Annotated in this window: 10 protein-coding genes and 6 pseudogenes; 10 read left to right on the top strand and 6 right to left on the bottom strand. The window is 54.6% G+C overall.

Translation table 11 applies throughout. The annotated features are described in order from the left end of the window. Window positions 1-4: 4 nt before the first annotated feature. The 4 genes from IHE30_RS07500 to IHE30_RS07485 all read right to left on the bottom strand — a co-directional run bounded on the left by IHE30_RS07500 (window position 5) and on the right by IHE30_RS07485 (window position 3,910). A complete protein-coding gene (locus IHE30_RS07500) occupies window positions 5-706 on the bottom strand; it encodes a hypothetical protein (protein ID WP_337689745.1) in 702 nt (233 codons plus the stop codon). A gap of 117 nt (window positions 707-823) precedes the next feature. Next, window positions 824-1,633 (bottom strand): hypothetical protein, encoded by an 810-nt coding sequence (locus tag IHE30_RS07495; protein WP_337689744.1) that lies wholly within the window; start codon window positions 1,631-1,633, stop codon window positions 824-826. Window positions 1,634-1,675: 42 nt separating this feature from the next. After that, complete coding sequence (locus tag IHE30_RS07490) at window positions 1,676-3,079, bottom strand: hypothetical protein (protein WP_337689743.1); 1,404 nt, start codon at window positions 3,077-3,079, stop codon at window positions 1,676-1,678. Window positions 3,080-3,193: 114 nt separating this feature from the next. Then, on the bottom strand, window positions 3,194-3,910 hold the full coding sequence (locus tag IHE30_RS07485) for a hypothetical protein (RefSeq protein WP_337689742.1): 717 nt from the start codon (window positions 3,908-3,910) through the stop codon (window positions 3,194-3,196). 761 nt (window positions 3,911-4,671) lie between these two features. Here IHE30_RS07485 and IHE30_RS15135 point away from each other — a divergent pair. From IHE30_RS15135 to IHE30_RS07450, 8 genes and pseudogenes are all read left to right on the top strand, one after another. Further along, complete coding sequence (locus tag IHE30_RS15135; RefSeq protein ID WP_443193627.1) at window positions 4,672-4,809, top strand: contractile injection system tape measure protein; 138 nt, start codon at window positions 4,672-4,674, stop codon at window positions 4,807-4,809. A 20-nt stretch (window positions 4,810-4,829) separates the two neighbouring features. Next, window positions 4,830-6,995 (top strand): ATP-binding protein, encoded by a 2,166-nt coding sequence (locus IHE30_RS07480; RefSeq protein WP_337689741.1) that lies wholly within the window; start codon window positions 4,830-4,832, stop codon window positions 6,993-6,995. Between the two features lie 67 nt (window positions 6,996-7,062). Then, entirely contained in the window at window positions 7,063-8,001 is a 939-nt protein-coding gene (locus IHE30_RS07475; RefSeq protein WP_337689740.1) for a DUF4255 domain-containing protein, read from the top strand. 162 nt (window positions 8,002-8,163) lie between these two features. Beyond that, window positions 8,164-8,410 (top strand): annotated as a pseudogene (locus tag IHE30_RS07470) (IS5/IS1182 family transposase); the annotation flags it as partial. A gap of 39 nt (window positions 8,411-8,449) precedes the next feature. Further along, a complete protein-coding gene (locus IHE30_RS07465) occupies window positions 8,450-9,550 on the top strand; it encodes a hypothetical protein (protein WP_337689739.1) in 1,101 nt (366 codons plus the stop codon). A gap of 89 nt (window positions 9,551-9,639) precedes the next feature. Further along, window positions 9,640-9,974 (top strand): annotated as a pseudogene (locus IHE30_RS07460) (transposase); the annotation flags it as partial. A gap of 17 nt (window positions 9,975-9,991) precedes the next feature. Next, window positions 9,992-10,312 (top strand): annotated as a pseudogene (locus tag IHE30_RS07455) (hypothetical protein); the annotation flags it as partial. Between the two features lie 322 nt (window positions 10,313-10,634). Beyond that, a pseudogene (locus IHE30_RS07450) lies at window positions 10,635-10,835 on the top strand (IS5/IS1182 family transposase); the annotation flags it as partial. On the opposite strand, the pseudogene IHE30_RS07445 reads toward IHE30_RS07450, so the two are convergent. Further along, window positions 10,835-11,113: pseudogene (locus tag IHE30_RS07445) on the bottom strand (transposase); the annotation flags it as partial. The pseudogenes IHE30_RS07450 and IHE30_RS07445 sit on opposite strands and share 1 nt — an antisense overlap. 626 nt (window positions 11,114-11,739) lie before the next feature. Between IHE30_RS07445 and IHE30_RS07440 the strand changes: the two are divergent. Next, a complete protein-coding gene (locus tag IHE30_RS07440; protein ID WP_337689738.1) occupies window positions 11,740-11,919 on the top strand; it encodes a hypothetical protein in 180 nt (59 codons plus the stop codon). On the opposite strand, the gene IHE30_RS07435 is transcribed toward IHE30_RS07440, so the two are convergent. Next, window positions 11,885-12,646 (bottom strand): J domain-containing protein, encoded by a 762-nt coding sequence (locus IHE30_RS07435; protein WP_337689737.1) that lies wholly within the window; start codon window positions 12,644-12,646, stop codon window positions 11,885-11,887. The genes IHE30_RS07440 and IHE30_RS07435 overlap by 35 nt on opposite strands. A gap of 807 nt (window positions 12,647-13,453) precedes the next feature. Here IHE30_RS07435 and IHE30_RS07430 point away from each other — a divergent pair. Next, window positions 13,454-14,836: pseudogene (locus tag IHE30_RS07430) on the top strand (sigma 54-interacting transcriptional regulator); the annotation flags it as partial. Between the last annotated feature and the right edge of the window lie 155 nt (window positions 14,837-14,991).

Genomic DNA, 14,991 nt, shown 5'->3' with positions numbered 1-14,991 from the left:
CGGACTACTCGCCCCCTTCCCACTTAAAGGTGGTACTGGCAGCAAGCGCGGTCTGCGAGGGGGTTTGCTCGTCATACCCGCTTTTGAAATAGCCGAGCGTATATTCGATGCCATTTTCGATGTTTTGACCTTCAGGGAGGGTGAACACACCGTTCCCTTTGTTGGTGTGGATTGGCACCGGCGAGAAGCATCGAGGTCTTTTGTAGTAGAGTTCAGACACCGTAGAACCCTCCCACAGTCCGATCCAATCGTTGTCGTCCTTCGGATTCATTCCTCTCGGCACGCAGAGCCGGTACGATAACGATGTCGGGCCAATCTGAGTCACCGAAAACGATAGACTATCCGTGGGAAAAGATACCGAGAATCGACCGTCGCCCACACCTTCAATGAGCAGCGTGGCGACAATGGCCTTGACGTTGTCATCCACCGCGTAGGCCATTAAGTACGGCTCTTTGCTCAACGAGAGCCCCGTGAAGTTGGTCGAGGCGTTAGGCTCGTTACGACTGATGGATTGCGACCTGAGAGGCGTGATTTTGACGAGAACGTCTTCTCCCTTCGTTTGCCAGAGATAAACGGTGTTTTTATTAGTCTTCGGCTGATTCCCCGGCAGGGTGTCATAGCGAAAGGGGATGATTCTTGGCTTGATATCCTCCGCTTCGACAGTGAACTGAGTGATCGAAGTTGCTTGGGAGGAGGGCTCGTCCATCATTTTTCCCTTTTAGTTTGAGAAAGAAGACCGCATACGTTTGACTGACCTGGCGCAGCTAAACTCAGCCGCGGGCGCCCGCCGGGTCCCTTCACCCGCCCGAGTGCCGCCTAGCGTTTATGGGCCGGTAAAGATGGTAACGGCGGCGAGTGTGGTTTGCAAGGGGTCTTCCTTACTTCCCCCTTCTTGATTGTTCTTCTTATCTTCTTCTTTACCTCCTACTGCTTGATTGTCCTTCTTATCTCCTTCCTTACTTTCTCCTTTATCGTCTTTTTTATCTTTTTTCTTATACCCGCTCTTGAAGTAACCGAGGGTGTATTCGATGCCACTCATGAGGTTTTGGCCTTCCGGTAGGGTCAGTCCACCGTACCCGCTGTTGATGTCGCTTAACACCGGCGAGGAGAATAGGGGTTTTTTGTAGTAGAGTTCCGACACCGTAGAACCTTCCCACAGTCCGATCCAATCGCCATCATCCATCGGACTCATTCCTCTCGGCACGCAAAAGTGATAACACAATGATGTCGAGCCGATCTGGGTCACCGAAAACGCCAGGCTATCTTCTGGAAAGGATACGTCAAATCGGCCGTCACCCGTACCCTTAATGATGAGCGTAGTTACAACGGCGTTCACGTTATTCGCTACCGCGTAGGCCATCAAATAGGAGTCTTTGGCCAGCGAAAGTCCATCGAAGTTGGTGAGATTGTCAGCCCGATTAGAATCGATGAGCATCGATTTTCGCTGCGGGTCCTCATGGAAGGGAACCTCCTCCCCATTCGTTTGCCAAAGGTAGACGATATTTTTGTTTGCCTTCGGCTGATTCCCAGGCAGTGTGTCATAGCGAAAGGGTATGATTGTTGACCTGATATCTTCCGGCTCGACAGTGATTGAAGTGATTTGAGAGTGGAATCTACCTGAGCTTATTGTCATATTGCCTCCTAGTTTAAGGCCTATCCGGATGCTGCTTAGTGCTTAGGGACCCCTGAAGTGGACAATGGCGGCGAGCGTGGTCCGCACGGGTTCGTTTGGTTTGTTCTGATCGTATCCGCTCTTGAAATAGCCGAGCATGTAGCTGGTGTTGCTCGCGAATTGCTGGCTGTCAGGAAGGGTCAAACTATCGTTCCCGTGGCTGTCGTCGATTGATATCGGCTTTAAGCCAAGGGGTTCTTCCGCATCGTTGTATAGTTTTGACACCGTAGTACCCTTCCACACTCCGATCCAATCCCCATTGGTTTTCGCGCTCATCCCCGCCGGTGTACGGAAGCTGTATGACACCGTTGTCGTATTGACATTGGTTATCTTTAACGAGAGTGCCTCGTCGCTGGGCGCCGGGATAATCTTGTAGCGCTTGCTGTCTTCCTGGTACTCTAGGCGCTGGGTGGTTACAACAGCATTCACTGCTGGGCCCACCGCGTAGGCGATCAAGTAATTCGCCTGATCCAACTCAACGTTAAAGCTTTGTGAACCTTCGGTTGAATCCGAGGTAATTGAATGCTTTTTTTCCGTCTTTGAGGGGACCGTCCAACCTTCTGTCTGCCAGAGGTAAACGGTATTTTTGTATGTGTTCGGCTGATTCCCGTCCAGCGTTTTATAGTGAAAATTAATTTCGGTCGCGTCGATGTTAATAGGATCGACACTGAACTGGGTGAGGCTAGGCCTTGGGGGGCCTTTAAAAGAGATAACGGCAGCGAGCGTGGTCCGCAAGGGGTTTTGCGTATTGTATCCGCTCTTAAAGTAGCCTAGCATATAGTTGACGCCGATTTCGAATTGCTGCGCATGGGGAAGGGTCAGGCTACCGTTACCGTTGCTGTCGTCGTCTTCTACCGGCAAGAAGTAAATAGGCTCTCGCGCATTGTCGTAGAGGTCCGACACCTTGGGATCCCTCCACACTCCGATCCAATCCCCATCGTCCTTCGCGCTCGTCCCACTCGGCATGCGGAAGCTGTACGACACTGTTGTCGGATTAACATCAGTTATCTTAAACGAGAGTGCTTCCTCCTCGGGCGGTGGGGTGACCTTATATTGACCATCGCCCAAGGGCTCTAGGCGCTGCGTGGTCACAACGGCATCCCTTCCTTCGCCCACCGCGTAGGCAATTAAATAATTCGCACGAGTCAACTCGACGTTAAAGTACTGGAAGGCACTGGGGTTGTCGGCGGTGATTAAAGGCTTTTTTATTAGATTTGGGATCGATGGAGGAACTTCCCAACCGTCTACCTGCCACAGATGGACAGTATTTTTGTATGTATTCGGTTGGTTGCCCTCTAAAGTATTATAGTAAATGGGAATGCTTGTTGCGGTGAGGTGTTGCTCATCGACATTGAACTGGGTAAGAACAGGATGATCAGCGAGAAATTTAGCTAGCAACACCATCATTTCCTCCTATTTGAATTTTTTAAAGGACATATGTTTGATTTTTCCCGCGCAGCTGAACTGAGGGGCAGGAGAGGGCGCCCGGGTAACTTCATCTGCCCGGGCGCAGCTCAATGCTTAGGGACCCTTAAATTTGACAATGGCGGCGAGCGTGGACCGCACGGATTCTGTCGGGTTACTACTATTATACCCGCTCTTGAAGTAGCCGAGCATGTAGCTGGCGCCGCTTGTGAATTGCTGGCCGTTAGAAAGGGTCAACCTATCGTTCCCGTAGCTGTCGTCGATTGATATCGACTTTAAACTAATGGGCGGTTTCTCTTTATCGTAGAGGTACGACCCCGTAGAACCTTTCCAGACTCCGATCCAATCCCCGTTGGCTTCCGCGCTCGTCCCCAGCGGTATGCGGAAGCTGTACGACACCGTTGTCGTATTGACATTGGTCATGTTAAACGAGAGTGCTTCAGTATCGGGCGCCGGAATTACATTCCATTTACCCCCGCCTTGGGTCTCTAAGCGCTGCGTGGTTACGACAGCCCCCTTTCCTTCACCTACCGCGTAGCCTATCAAGTAATTCACATTAGCCAAATCAATGTCAAAGCTCTGAGGGCCACTGGCTTGGTCGGAGTCGATTTTAAATGTTTTCAACTCCTGTACGGAAGTATCCCAACCATCTGTTTGCCACAGGTGAATGGTATTTTTGTTTGTCTTCGGTTGGTTTCCCTCCAAAGTATTATAGTAAATTGGAATGCTTGTTGCGGTAAGATTGTCCTGATCGACCTGAAATTTGGTGAGAACGGGTGGGTCAGAGAGAACTCTAGCTAAGAACATCATCATTTTTCCCCTATTTTACGTTTTTGGCAAAGCGGTTGGCTACTTCTTATTGGGACCACGACGCTTTCTCAACTTCCTGCTTCTTTCCATCCATTGAGAATGGTGCCGCTAAAAGACCGCATACGTCTGACTTGCCCGATGCAGCTGAACTCGTCATCGATGAGGTGACTGTCCCGCCAGCTTGAGTTCCCTGGCCAACCAACAGCGAACTCACACTCACTTTAGTCCATGTTCAAAAATAGTCAATGACTAAATTGCCCCGGATGCTGTGGAGGCTCGTACTCTTGAGAGAATGGAGCCATGAACAACAGGACAAACAAGTTTCACCGGAAGTCCGAGCGCGCGCAGTGCGCCTGGTGCGTAGGCAGCGGCTACCGGCACCATGCTGTACAGTTTTGCGATCCGTCAAAACGCTGCGCCCGTGCGAAACGCGATGAGATTCTGTAACCGGAAACAAGCTGTCCCCTGACACATTCATTGTTGCAGTGTTGACGCATTCAATGCAATCCATGTCTTTTGCGGTGGAATTTTATCTTTTTTATTCACAATTCCATTTCGTGTCCTTCACAATACAAGGTGACAAAGCTATTTGGTTAGCCTAACTGTAAAGCCAAATAGTGTTGTGAGATTTGCAAGAAACGTGCATATTGACGCGTGAGGACTGCAAATCCTGAAAGGTGTATACGGGTCTGAGGACAGCGGTGAGCGAGGGAGATTGATTCCGCTAAGCGCTGCGCGAGCTGTTCCTATAGCGCCCGGGCACGCTGCAGCAAGGAGACGGCAGGCTGCAGTTTAGCGCCGATCGCGCGGCGATCGACATACTACTCAATGAAGTGCCGTGGCCGCTCATGCAAGTATCGCTGCCGTGGCTGCCGGCCCCAAACAGCGTGATGTGGCTTTAATGAAAATTCTCTCGATTGACTTGCCAGACGCTCTTGCATCGGGTGCTGGGCAACCCGATACGGTTGATTGGGCCAATGTGCCGCCCGCGAATGCCTGCGTGGCACATGCGTTCGAGGTGCTGGGACCATGGCTTGAATACGTCGACCAGGCGCTGCAGCATCTGCTGGTGTGGCAGCACCAACGCGAAGACGACCGCTTTAACATAGCGGAGTTGCTGTGCACGGAGGAGGCGCTTGAAGCCACGCGCACGCAACCGCGCGGCATGCCGCATTGGAGCACAGCGAGCGTCGATGCTCCCCCGTGGACAACACTGTGCGCACCCGTGCCGCGCGGCCGGCTCGCCAACGTTATCGACCGATTCGGGCTAACGCATTTTGAAACGCAGGTGCTGGTGCTGTGCTTATTGCCGCTCATCGAGCCACGCTACCGCGCACTGATTGCTTATTTGCAAGGTGATGAAGGCGCGAGTTGGCCTGGCGTGGAACTCGCGTTGACGCTATTTAGCGCCACGCCGGTGGAGCGCATCGCACACCGCCACCAACTGTACTCGAGCGCAGGCAGCTTGTTGCCCAATGACCTTGTGCATACGGCCGAGCGCAGTGGTCGCGCATGCGCGCGCGACGATGCAGCCTACCTGTGCGTGAACGAGACCGTGTTTCGCTATCTCAGCGGGGCGGATGCGATGTCGCTGCCCATGGCACTGACGGAACTCGCGCAATGGCGCCCAGCCTCACACGCCGATGAGGCGCTGCGTCACGGCGCGTGGGCCGAGTGCGCGGAGCAAATTGCGACGTTCTGTTTCGGGAGCGGATCACGCGCCATGTCCACCCCATTATTACTGCTGCAAGGGGGCGATGGAAGCCAGGCGCTTATCGCGCAGCTAGCCAGCGAGGCAGGCCGTCCAGTCCTGATTGTCAACTTGCGGGCGTTGCCAGACGATGCAACGGATGCCTGGCCGCTGCTACTGGCGGCGCTGCGTGAAGCGCGCTTGCACGGCGGCATACTGGTATTACGCCATATCGCCGAAGGCGTATCTCGGCACGGGCCGCTACTCGAGGCGCTGGAGCCGCGACTGGCGCGACATGGTCAACCCATCGTGTGCCTATTGCCTACGCAGGAAACAGCGGAGGCGTTCGCAAGCCTGCCGAAGTTGCGCCTGACGATGCCGCCGCGCATGCACGACGACGATGTACAGCTGCTGCAAGCTGGCCTGGGAACCACCGGTGATGCGTGGGATCTGGCGGGCTTGCTTAAGCGAACACGGGTGAATCCGGACACCCTAACTTCAACGCTGCAAGAGGCGCAAGGCTATCGGGCACTGCGTGGAGCGCAAGCGCCGCTCGCGGAAACCGACCTGTGCCAAGCGCTGCGCGTGCGGGGCCAGCAACACTTTGGGCAACTCGCACAGCGCATGCAGCCGCGGCGCACCCTCGACAACCTGATCGTGAACGAGAACCTACGTGAGCAACTGTACGAGATTCTCGCGGCCATCCGGCAACGCGGCGCGGTGCTGACGCGCGGGTTCGCCCGCAAAGTAGGCTATGGCACTGGCATTAGCGCATTGTTCTATGGTGAATCGGGTACGGGCAAGTCGATGGCTGCAGAGGTACTCGCCGGGGAGTTAGGGCTGGATCTGATCCGAGTGGATTTATCGACGGTGGTCAACAAGTATGTCGGCGAGACAGAAAAGAATCTGTCGCAGATCTTCGATCTGGCGGTGGCGGACACGGGCGTATTGTTGTTCGACGAGGCGGATGCGCTGTTTGGCAAGCGCAGTGAGGTGAAGGACGCGCAAGACCGGCATGCGAACATCGAAGTGTCGTACTTGTTGCAACGGCTGGAGCAGTATCCCGGGCTGGTAGTGTTGACGACGAACAATCGTGCGCACTTAGATGATGCGTTCACACGCCGTTTGACGTTTATTACACGCTTCGAGACACCTAATACCGTATTGCGTGAGCGCATGTGGCGGGCGATTTGGCCGGAGCAGGTGGCGGTGGATCCGAAGGTGGACTTTGCGCGGCTCTCGGCGGTCACGGAGTTGACGGGAGCGGGAATCCGGAACGTGGCGTTGCTGGCGAGTTGGCTTGCGGCCGAGCAGGACCGAGCGGTAAATTGGGCTGATATCGCTCGCGCGGTGCGCCGCGAGCTGAGCAAGACGGGGCGAATCGTACCGCAACTCTAAGTAAAAGTCTCCGCCAATGCAAGGTGGGGTTGATGAAAAACATCAATTTTAAATGACGGATGCGACCATGGCAGATCATATCATGGATAGGGGCGAGAAGTCAGAAAGTATGCAGCCGATCATCACTTTGAATAAAGCGATTGAATTTTCTTTAAGAAAATACTTGTCGCGAATCAGCGATGAGTTAATCGATGTTCGTTTTGATATTCCGGACAAAACATTGCTACCGGATATGCCAACTGTTTGTGTGTTCCTCTACGACATTCAGGAAGATCTTGAGCTACGTCACGGGCAATCACGCCAGTACTGCGCGAAGACAGGGACATTTGATGCTAGACAAGTCAACGTGCGTTGTTGTTATCTTGTGACGTATTGGGAGCAGCCGAAGAAAGAGGGGATGAAGCCGGACGCTCAACCGATGATAGTAATGAATGCGGTGCTCGATGCATTGCTCAGTGCTGAGCTGGGAACGCTTCTTCGGGAGGCAGGTCTGCCGTCATTTTCGCGGGTGATCGCACCATCGGAGCGCTTGTCGAGTCTAGGGAATTTTTGGCAATCGTTGGGTGATCGGCCACGCCTGTGCCTAAATTTTCAAGTGACGATACCAATTAAAATAGTTCCGGATCAGCCTGCAAAAGCGCAACCCGTGCTCAGTACAGAACTTGAAACGTCAAATTGGGAACAGTACGATAAATCGTTGCCCTTTAAGCGCGCGTTGGTTAAACAAGTTTTGCAGAAGTCGGACGTAAACAGAATGCTTGAGGTACAAGCACAGCTCGCACTTTTAGCAATAACATGCGAGTACAAAGAGCCAAAGCAGCCTACAGTTCACGTAAGCGGCCTACTTGATAAAGCGACGAATAATGCAGTAAGAGAAGTAATTGACGAGTATAACAATCGTTGGAGTAAGTTAGATGAGGAACTACCCGATTCTCTATTGGTGAGCACTGATTTGACTGTCGTGGACGCTCCCGGCACGGTATCGATTGATGAGAATAAAGACTGACTTGTGTGTCCGTAGTGTCATGCATTTAAGTAGGGAAGAATACCGATGGCGAGTTGAGATTGGCTTGGTTGTGACAGCAACATAGATACCGCGATAATATGCCAATTCGATTTGGCATACTCGCATAAATGATTTTTAATTTAATTATTAAATTGATTCCGCTTGCCGCTGTGCGAGCAGAGCAACTTGAAGTACTTGTTGGTGCGTCTTGCCGATTTAATCGACTTAGATCGGCTTGGCAAGGCAACGAGCGCGAGCTTTATCTCACATCGATGCTGACTAGCGAGTTTGCCACGCAGGGCTTTACCGGCCAAACTTACTTACAGACCAGGCCGCCAAGCTTGACGCGCTGGCACAAGCGGGCCAACATCATCAAGAGTCAAGTCTAAAACGGGTGATCGCTGACACATTAAATTGATAAAAAATACATTTATTAATGAGGTGAACCATGCCAAAGTCAACATCATATGATATTCAATCCAAAAAACAAAGAAGAAATCGAGGTGAGCTGGCTGTGCCAGACCAGGACGCGATGGACTTGCAAGTTATGCCACTCAGCCGGCGTAACCTGGACCCGGAAAATCCGGATCGACCACCTGAGGATCTACCACCATTAGATCACGCAGACCTGCCGCCTCAAACACGTTTAACTCAACTCAACATGCTTGGTTCACACGATGCAGGCACCTATTTGTTTAGCAAAGAAAAAGCGCAAGGCAGCGGTGTCTGGGGAGAAAAATTTCCGGGCCCTTTTAAGTGCCAATCCTTAGATTTGGTGGGACAAGCTGAAGCGGGCGTCCATTATTTTGATTTACGAGTAAAGCGCGATAAAAGTAATATTTACCGATTTTTCCATGGCCCTGGCTTGACGGGCGGGGATGCATTGGAAGAGGTCAAAAAGCTGCTTAGGTATGCAGCTGAGGATGAAAGGAATTTATATATACTGAAGTTACATTTCAAAGGGAGAGATGCAAGGCACTTCATTCGTCAGCTATCAGATTTTGAGGGGCGTATTATTGAAAATAATGCGTCAGGTTCAGAAAAGCCTCTTGGTGGATTGACTGTTGAAAATACGATTGGTCAAAATAAAAATATTTTACTACTGGTCAAAAATGCGGAGGATAGTATTATGGAGGGATCGTTAAAAAAATATTTTTGGGATTATGATAAAAGTACCAATACAAAATGGGCCAATCAGGCCGGCGGATCAGGAACAGGATCTCATATTCTAAATTTTCATGGTAATCTTGATGTTGACAGAGAGAATAAATTCAACATTATACAAACAAACATGCCAATGAGAGCTAATCCTATTTCAAATAACTTTAATTATTTTTTTAGTCTAATGAATTTATTTAGTGTTAAAAATTTGGCCATGGATCAAAAAGAACAGGTTGCCAATTTTGTTCGTCACCTTGCTTTGCGAGGTGTCAGTCCGGGCATTGTTTCGATGGATTATGCGGGGAAAGATGATAGATCTGATACGCGTTTATATAAACAATTGGTTGATGATGAGAATCGTCGGTTAACTAACGGCGGCAATGAGTAGTATCAATTATTTGACTGATTAAATATTTATTGAGTTAGAGTCGCTAACGCAACCTGGACGTCAGGCGGTAAGCGCCGTATCCTGGGGTCATGGCAAGACGCAAAACCAGCAATGAATTGTGGGCGGTGCTGGAGCCGTTGATTCCAGCGTTCACGCCCTCACCGAAAGGCGGCCTCGGCGCACTGTTGACGACCGGGCGGCATTGAGCGGCATCCTGTATGTCCTGCATACAGGCATTGCATGGGAAGACTTGCCGCAGGAGCTCGGCTTCGGCAGAGGCATGACATGCTGGCGACGATTGCGCGACTGGCAGGCCGCATGCGTGTGGAGCAGGCTGCATCTGGCGATGCTTTGCCGGTTGCGTGAACATGACCAGATTGATTGGGAGCGAGCGAGCCTGGACGCGGCCAGCGTTGCCAGCCCCCGGGAAGCCAGCCATGACTGCGCTGGCCTGTACTGATCGTGCTCGGTGCCGCGGCCGGTGGTGTCTATACGTTGTCGCTCGCCGCGATTGGCAAGCGCTTTCGTGGCTCCGCGCTGGTGACTGCCGCTTCGTTGATCGGCGCGTCGTGGAGCCTAGCCAGTTTCTTTGGCCCGATGATTGCCAGGGCGCTCATGCTTACCGTAGGGCCCGATGCGTTGATTGGCTTGTTGTTTGCCAGCATTATTGTGTTCATCTGTGCGCATCTGTGGGAGCAGCGCATCGCGCATACTGTGACGCCCAGCTGGTGCCACGAGTTAGAGAGACGTTTAAAGAAATAGCCTTTAAAGGCGACAAGCTATCGATAGGCCATCGTAATAAAAGCGTGCTCACCTTAGGCGTAACGGCCTGCTGTGAATCATAACGATAGTTCATTGACTGCCTGGTTCACAAAAGCCCGCGGTAGGGCAATTTGAGGCTCCAATAGTTTGAATGACGATGGATTTTAAATCTGCCAAGGCTTATTGAGCAAGGCACGGAAGCTGAAACGGTGTTGTAGAAATTACAAGGACCAGGCATAGGGGTGTGCGTTTGCTCCAAATTTGACGAAGGTGAATGAGTTCGAAGATGCCGGTGACAGCGGGAGAGTTGTTTCGCTAGCCACTGCACGAGCAAAGCAACTTGAAGCATCCGTTGATGCAATTGACCAAACTGATCGATTGGGATCAGTTGAGCATGGCGATGAATGAGAGCTTTGTGCCGCCCCATGGCCGGCCGGCGAGCTTGCCACGGCTGATTGCAGGGCTGCTGTACTTGCAATATACCTTCGACCTGTCGGACCCGGAGGTTGTTTGGCAGTGGCTGGCAAGTGCGACAATCGCAATGCACCGCGCGCGGTGATTGGCTTCGCTGCCCTGCGTGCGCTTGTTGAACCACTGCGCCAGCGCACTGCTAGGCTAATATCGCAGACAGCACTAGGCCATCTTGATGAGTTGGGCTCGCATTCGTCTATTTCCCTGCTTGCTGATTCTCTGATCGATCCGGCTCTGTCCGCTATCGTAGGGCCGCGGTACCAGCCTTACGCAGGCACCCAGTTGCCGCTGGTTACCAAACGCGCGCCAGAGCAACTTAAGTATCGGGCGCCATGGGTTCCCCAGTTCGAGTAGCGTTGCCAATTTTACATTCTTAGCATCGACTCCGACTAAGTGATTTGTACGCGTGATAGCCTGCGTTGTGTTGGATCGTCGAGCATGGCTTCTTTCTAACGCGTTTGGATGGTAGAATGCGCTCCGCCCTATCCCGGGGTGATGAAATTGGTAAACATAGCGGACTTGACAATTTGAGTGCACGGCCGGAAACGGTCGATGTAGAACCCTTCAAATTCGGCGAACCCCCTGGCGCATGAGCCGAGGCAACGCCGAGCCAAGCCGGTCGGGCCCGCTGGGCCTGGCGGGAAGGTGTAGAGACTAGACGGAGGGCGCCTAATGTGCGATACCGCGGTAACATGAGCGGCATCACGCGATGGCGAAGGCATAGTCCAGCGCACGAACGCCGACATCGCGAGGTCGGTGGCGCCGAAAGGCGTGGTGTGAAGAAAATCCGCCGCTTCACAGCTTGCCGGTTCGAGTCCGGTCCCCGGGACCACAGATTATTCCGCGCGCTATCGGACATCTCGACACTACGCGGGCTAGAGCCGGTAGCTGAGCCCAACTGTAAGATTGGACAGAAACGATAGCGTTAGCGAGCTGCGGATCTGCTCTTCCTATGCGTGTACATCGCCTTTACCCAGTGCTTCGAGCGCTGGCGATACGTTGAAACTCGCGCGCGGGCGGCCATAGGCCACGTCGACATCCGCGACCAGGCCGAACCCCTTGGATACGCGCTTGTGGCCGAAGCCAATGCCAATGTAGGCGTCACGGTTGAATACCTGACCGGCGCGTTCGCATAATAGCCGGGCAGCGCTGGATAGCTGTGGCCGCCGTTTCCGCGGCCGGTTGCGATGTGGCGGAGCATGCCACCAGGATGCGTGCAGTATCCGCCGTAACGCATCTAATCGCGGGCGGCGTGGCCGCCTCAGCATTGGCGCGCGGATGACGATCGTGTCTTGCCGGGGCGGTATCGTCGCGCGCGGTACGCGCCAGCGCGCGCAATTGTGCGAGCGCAGTATGCATCTCTTCCAGCGCAGGATCGGCTTCGGACGTCGCCGCCGCAGTCCCGGTCGTGGACACGAAATTCGAGCGCAGTGGCGCATCGTCGATGCTCAGGTCGGCAATCAGCACGACGGCGGCGATCGCGGTACCGATACCGGCCATCCAGTGCCAACGCGACACGTCTCGTGCGGCCCTACGCGTGTGTGGCGCCATGCGTACGTTGCGTAGAAAAAGGCGCATCCGCTTGCCCCACCGCCACCGCGATGTTCGTCGATGGTGGCCGTGGGGCTGCGGCGCAATACGGCGCACGCCGGCATGCAGTGCAAGATCGTATTGAACGCGGTGTAGCGGGTTGGTCAACGCGGCGTATGCGTCGTTGATCCGCTGGAATTGCGCTTGCGCATAGTGTTCCTGCCCGCGATTGCGGTCCGGATGCCACTTCATCGCTGCACGCCGCCACGCCGCCTTCAATTCGGTTGGCGTGGCGTGAGGTGTGACCCCCAGGATGTCATATAACGTTTTCATCGCGGAGTGCTTTACCGGCACGCCACGCCCATCGCGTACCGAGGGTTTTACGAATGCGGGGCATGAGCGTTTGTACGCAAACGCACGCTGACAGGCTGGCTGCTTCGCATAAGCTGCCTTCACTTCGCACGGTTTCTCCTTGTCCGTCGCAAACCGCTGCCTAATTCGGACGACCTAAACGATTTATCGGATACGCCAGGGGAAATAAATGTTTCAAGTGGTAACCCGGGATGGATGGACAAGCCTAGCAAAAACGAAGCTGACCATTGCAGGTGTCGCGAAATGGAGTCTTTGCGGTACGAACGCGCCAATGCCATACCGGATTTTTGTGGGGCTGCGCAGATACAAAGATTTACAAACCGTCGGCGTCCGTAACGCTTCGACGCCATCATGACGCCGTGCTCGCTTACTATGGGTTTTGTCTCGGCGGTGCTGGCAAGACCGGCACTTTTTTATAGAACTTTGCAGAGGCTAGAATCGGTGACGGACAGGTCTCAGCGATCGGACGCGCGAGCGTCGTGTACCGCTCGGGCCAGCCAATAGGCAAGGTGAGACGGTGATATCCGAGCGGGGGGCGTTGCGTGCCGCAGGCCGTGCGTCAACCCAGTCTGTCATCCTGTCCAAGAGGGCATTGACATGACGCAACGCTTCTTGCCACGGGCTGAATTTCGTACGCAGTCCATGATGATGGGATGGCCGTCACTCAGGTATGGCCGCGCGCGGGACAGGGCGATTGGACGCTCAACGCTGCACAGGCTCGCCGGGACAGGGTGCCACGCGCTATCCTATTGATAAGGGGCAGAGTGAATGAACAGCGAACACAGGCGGCAACTCGTCTACGTGACGCGGTCAGCGGACCGTGCACTACAACGGTTGCTGGCCCGGCATGGATGGAGCGTCGCGACGTGCGATACGGCGCGTCAGGCAGAGCGCCTGGTGAACACCAATGGCGCACGCGTGGGCATCTTTGATGTCAGCAGCGGCTTTGAGGATGCAATTGCGCAGTTCGAACCGGTGCTACTGCGCCCGGACATGATGTGGGTGGCAACGCCCACGGCCGCGCAATTGGCGGCGGCGCCTGTGCGCCGATGTGTGCGCAGCCATTGTTTTGACTTCGTGACGATGCCGGGCCCCGCGCAATTAGTGGTAGATGTGGTCGCACGCGCGTACCAGATGGCGGAACTCGACGCGGGAGACGACGCACCGCGTGCACAAGGCGAGATGATCGGCGCGTGCGAGGCGATGCAGCAATTGTTCCGCGTGATTGGCAAGGTCGCCAATACTGACGCGCCAGTGTTAATTCTTGGCGAATCCGGCACGGGCAAGGAACTCACGGCCAAGTCGATCCACGACCAGTCGATTCGCGCAACGGGGCCGTTCGTTGCGATCAACTGTGGTGCGATTTTGCCTCATCTGCTGCAATCCGAACTGTTCGGCTACGAGCGCGGAGCGTTTACCGGCGCGAATCAGCGCAAGACCGGCTACGTCGAAGCGGCCAATGGAGGTACACTTTTTCTGGACGAGATTGGCGATCTTCCGCTCGAGAGCCAAGCGAGCCTGCTGCGCTTCCTGCAGGAGCGCACCATACAACGCCTGGGCGGACACGATGCGATTTCGGTGGATGTGCGAATCATCTCTGCCACGCACGTCGACTTGGAGGCGGCGGTGAGCGCGGGGCGCTTCCGTTCAGACCTCTATCATCGCTTGTGCGTGCTCAGGCTCGAAGAGCCGCCGCTGCGCGCTCGCGGTCGTGACATCGAGTTGCTTGCGCAGCGCATGTTCGAGCGCTATCGTGGCGACAGCCCGCGGCACATACGCGGCTTCTCTGCGGCAGCGCTCAACGCAATGTATCGTTATTCGTGGCCGGGCAACGTGCGTGAGTTGATCAATCGAGTGCGCCGGGCGATCGTGATGGCCGAGGGGCGGGTAATCACGCCTGAGGATCTGGAGTTGGAGGATGCCCTTGAGCAACGGGCACCGACGCTGGCGGTCGCTCGCGAGGACGCCGAGCGCCGTGCGATTGAAGGGGCGCTCGCGCGACATCGGAACCGGCTTGCCGGTGCTGCGCAAGAACTCGGCGTGTCACGCGCCACGCTGTACCGGCTGATGCTTGCGCACGGCATGCGCACGCGCCAGGGCCAGGAAGATACCCGGCCGAGGCCATCGCACGCCGTGTCGTTGACGCGCGCAACCGGCCGTGGGCCGACCGCTGACGGTCAGGCCAGACTGACTCGCGCCGCGCCGGGCGACGCGCCGCACTCGGCACATCCACCGGCGCGAACATCGGGCGATACTGCCTGCGCGGATGACGCGGTGGTGCACGGTTTCGATCCCCACCGGTCGTG

The organism is Mycetohabitans sp. B46 (assembly GCF_037389205.1).
In the GTDB taxonomy this organism is placed as follows: Bacteria; Pseudomonadota; Gammaproteobacteria; order Burkholderiales; family Burkholderiaceae; genus Mycetohabitans.
This window is presented reverse-complemented; position numbering and strand designations above follow the sequence as displayed.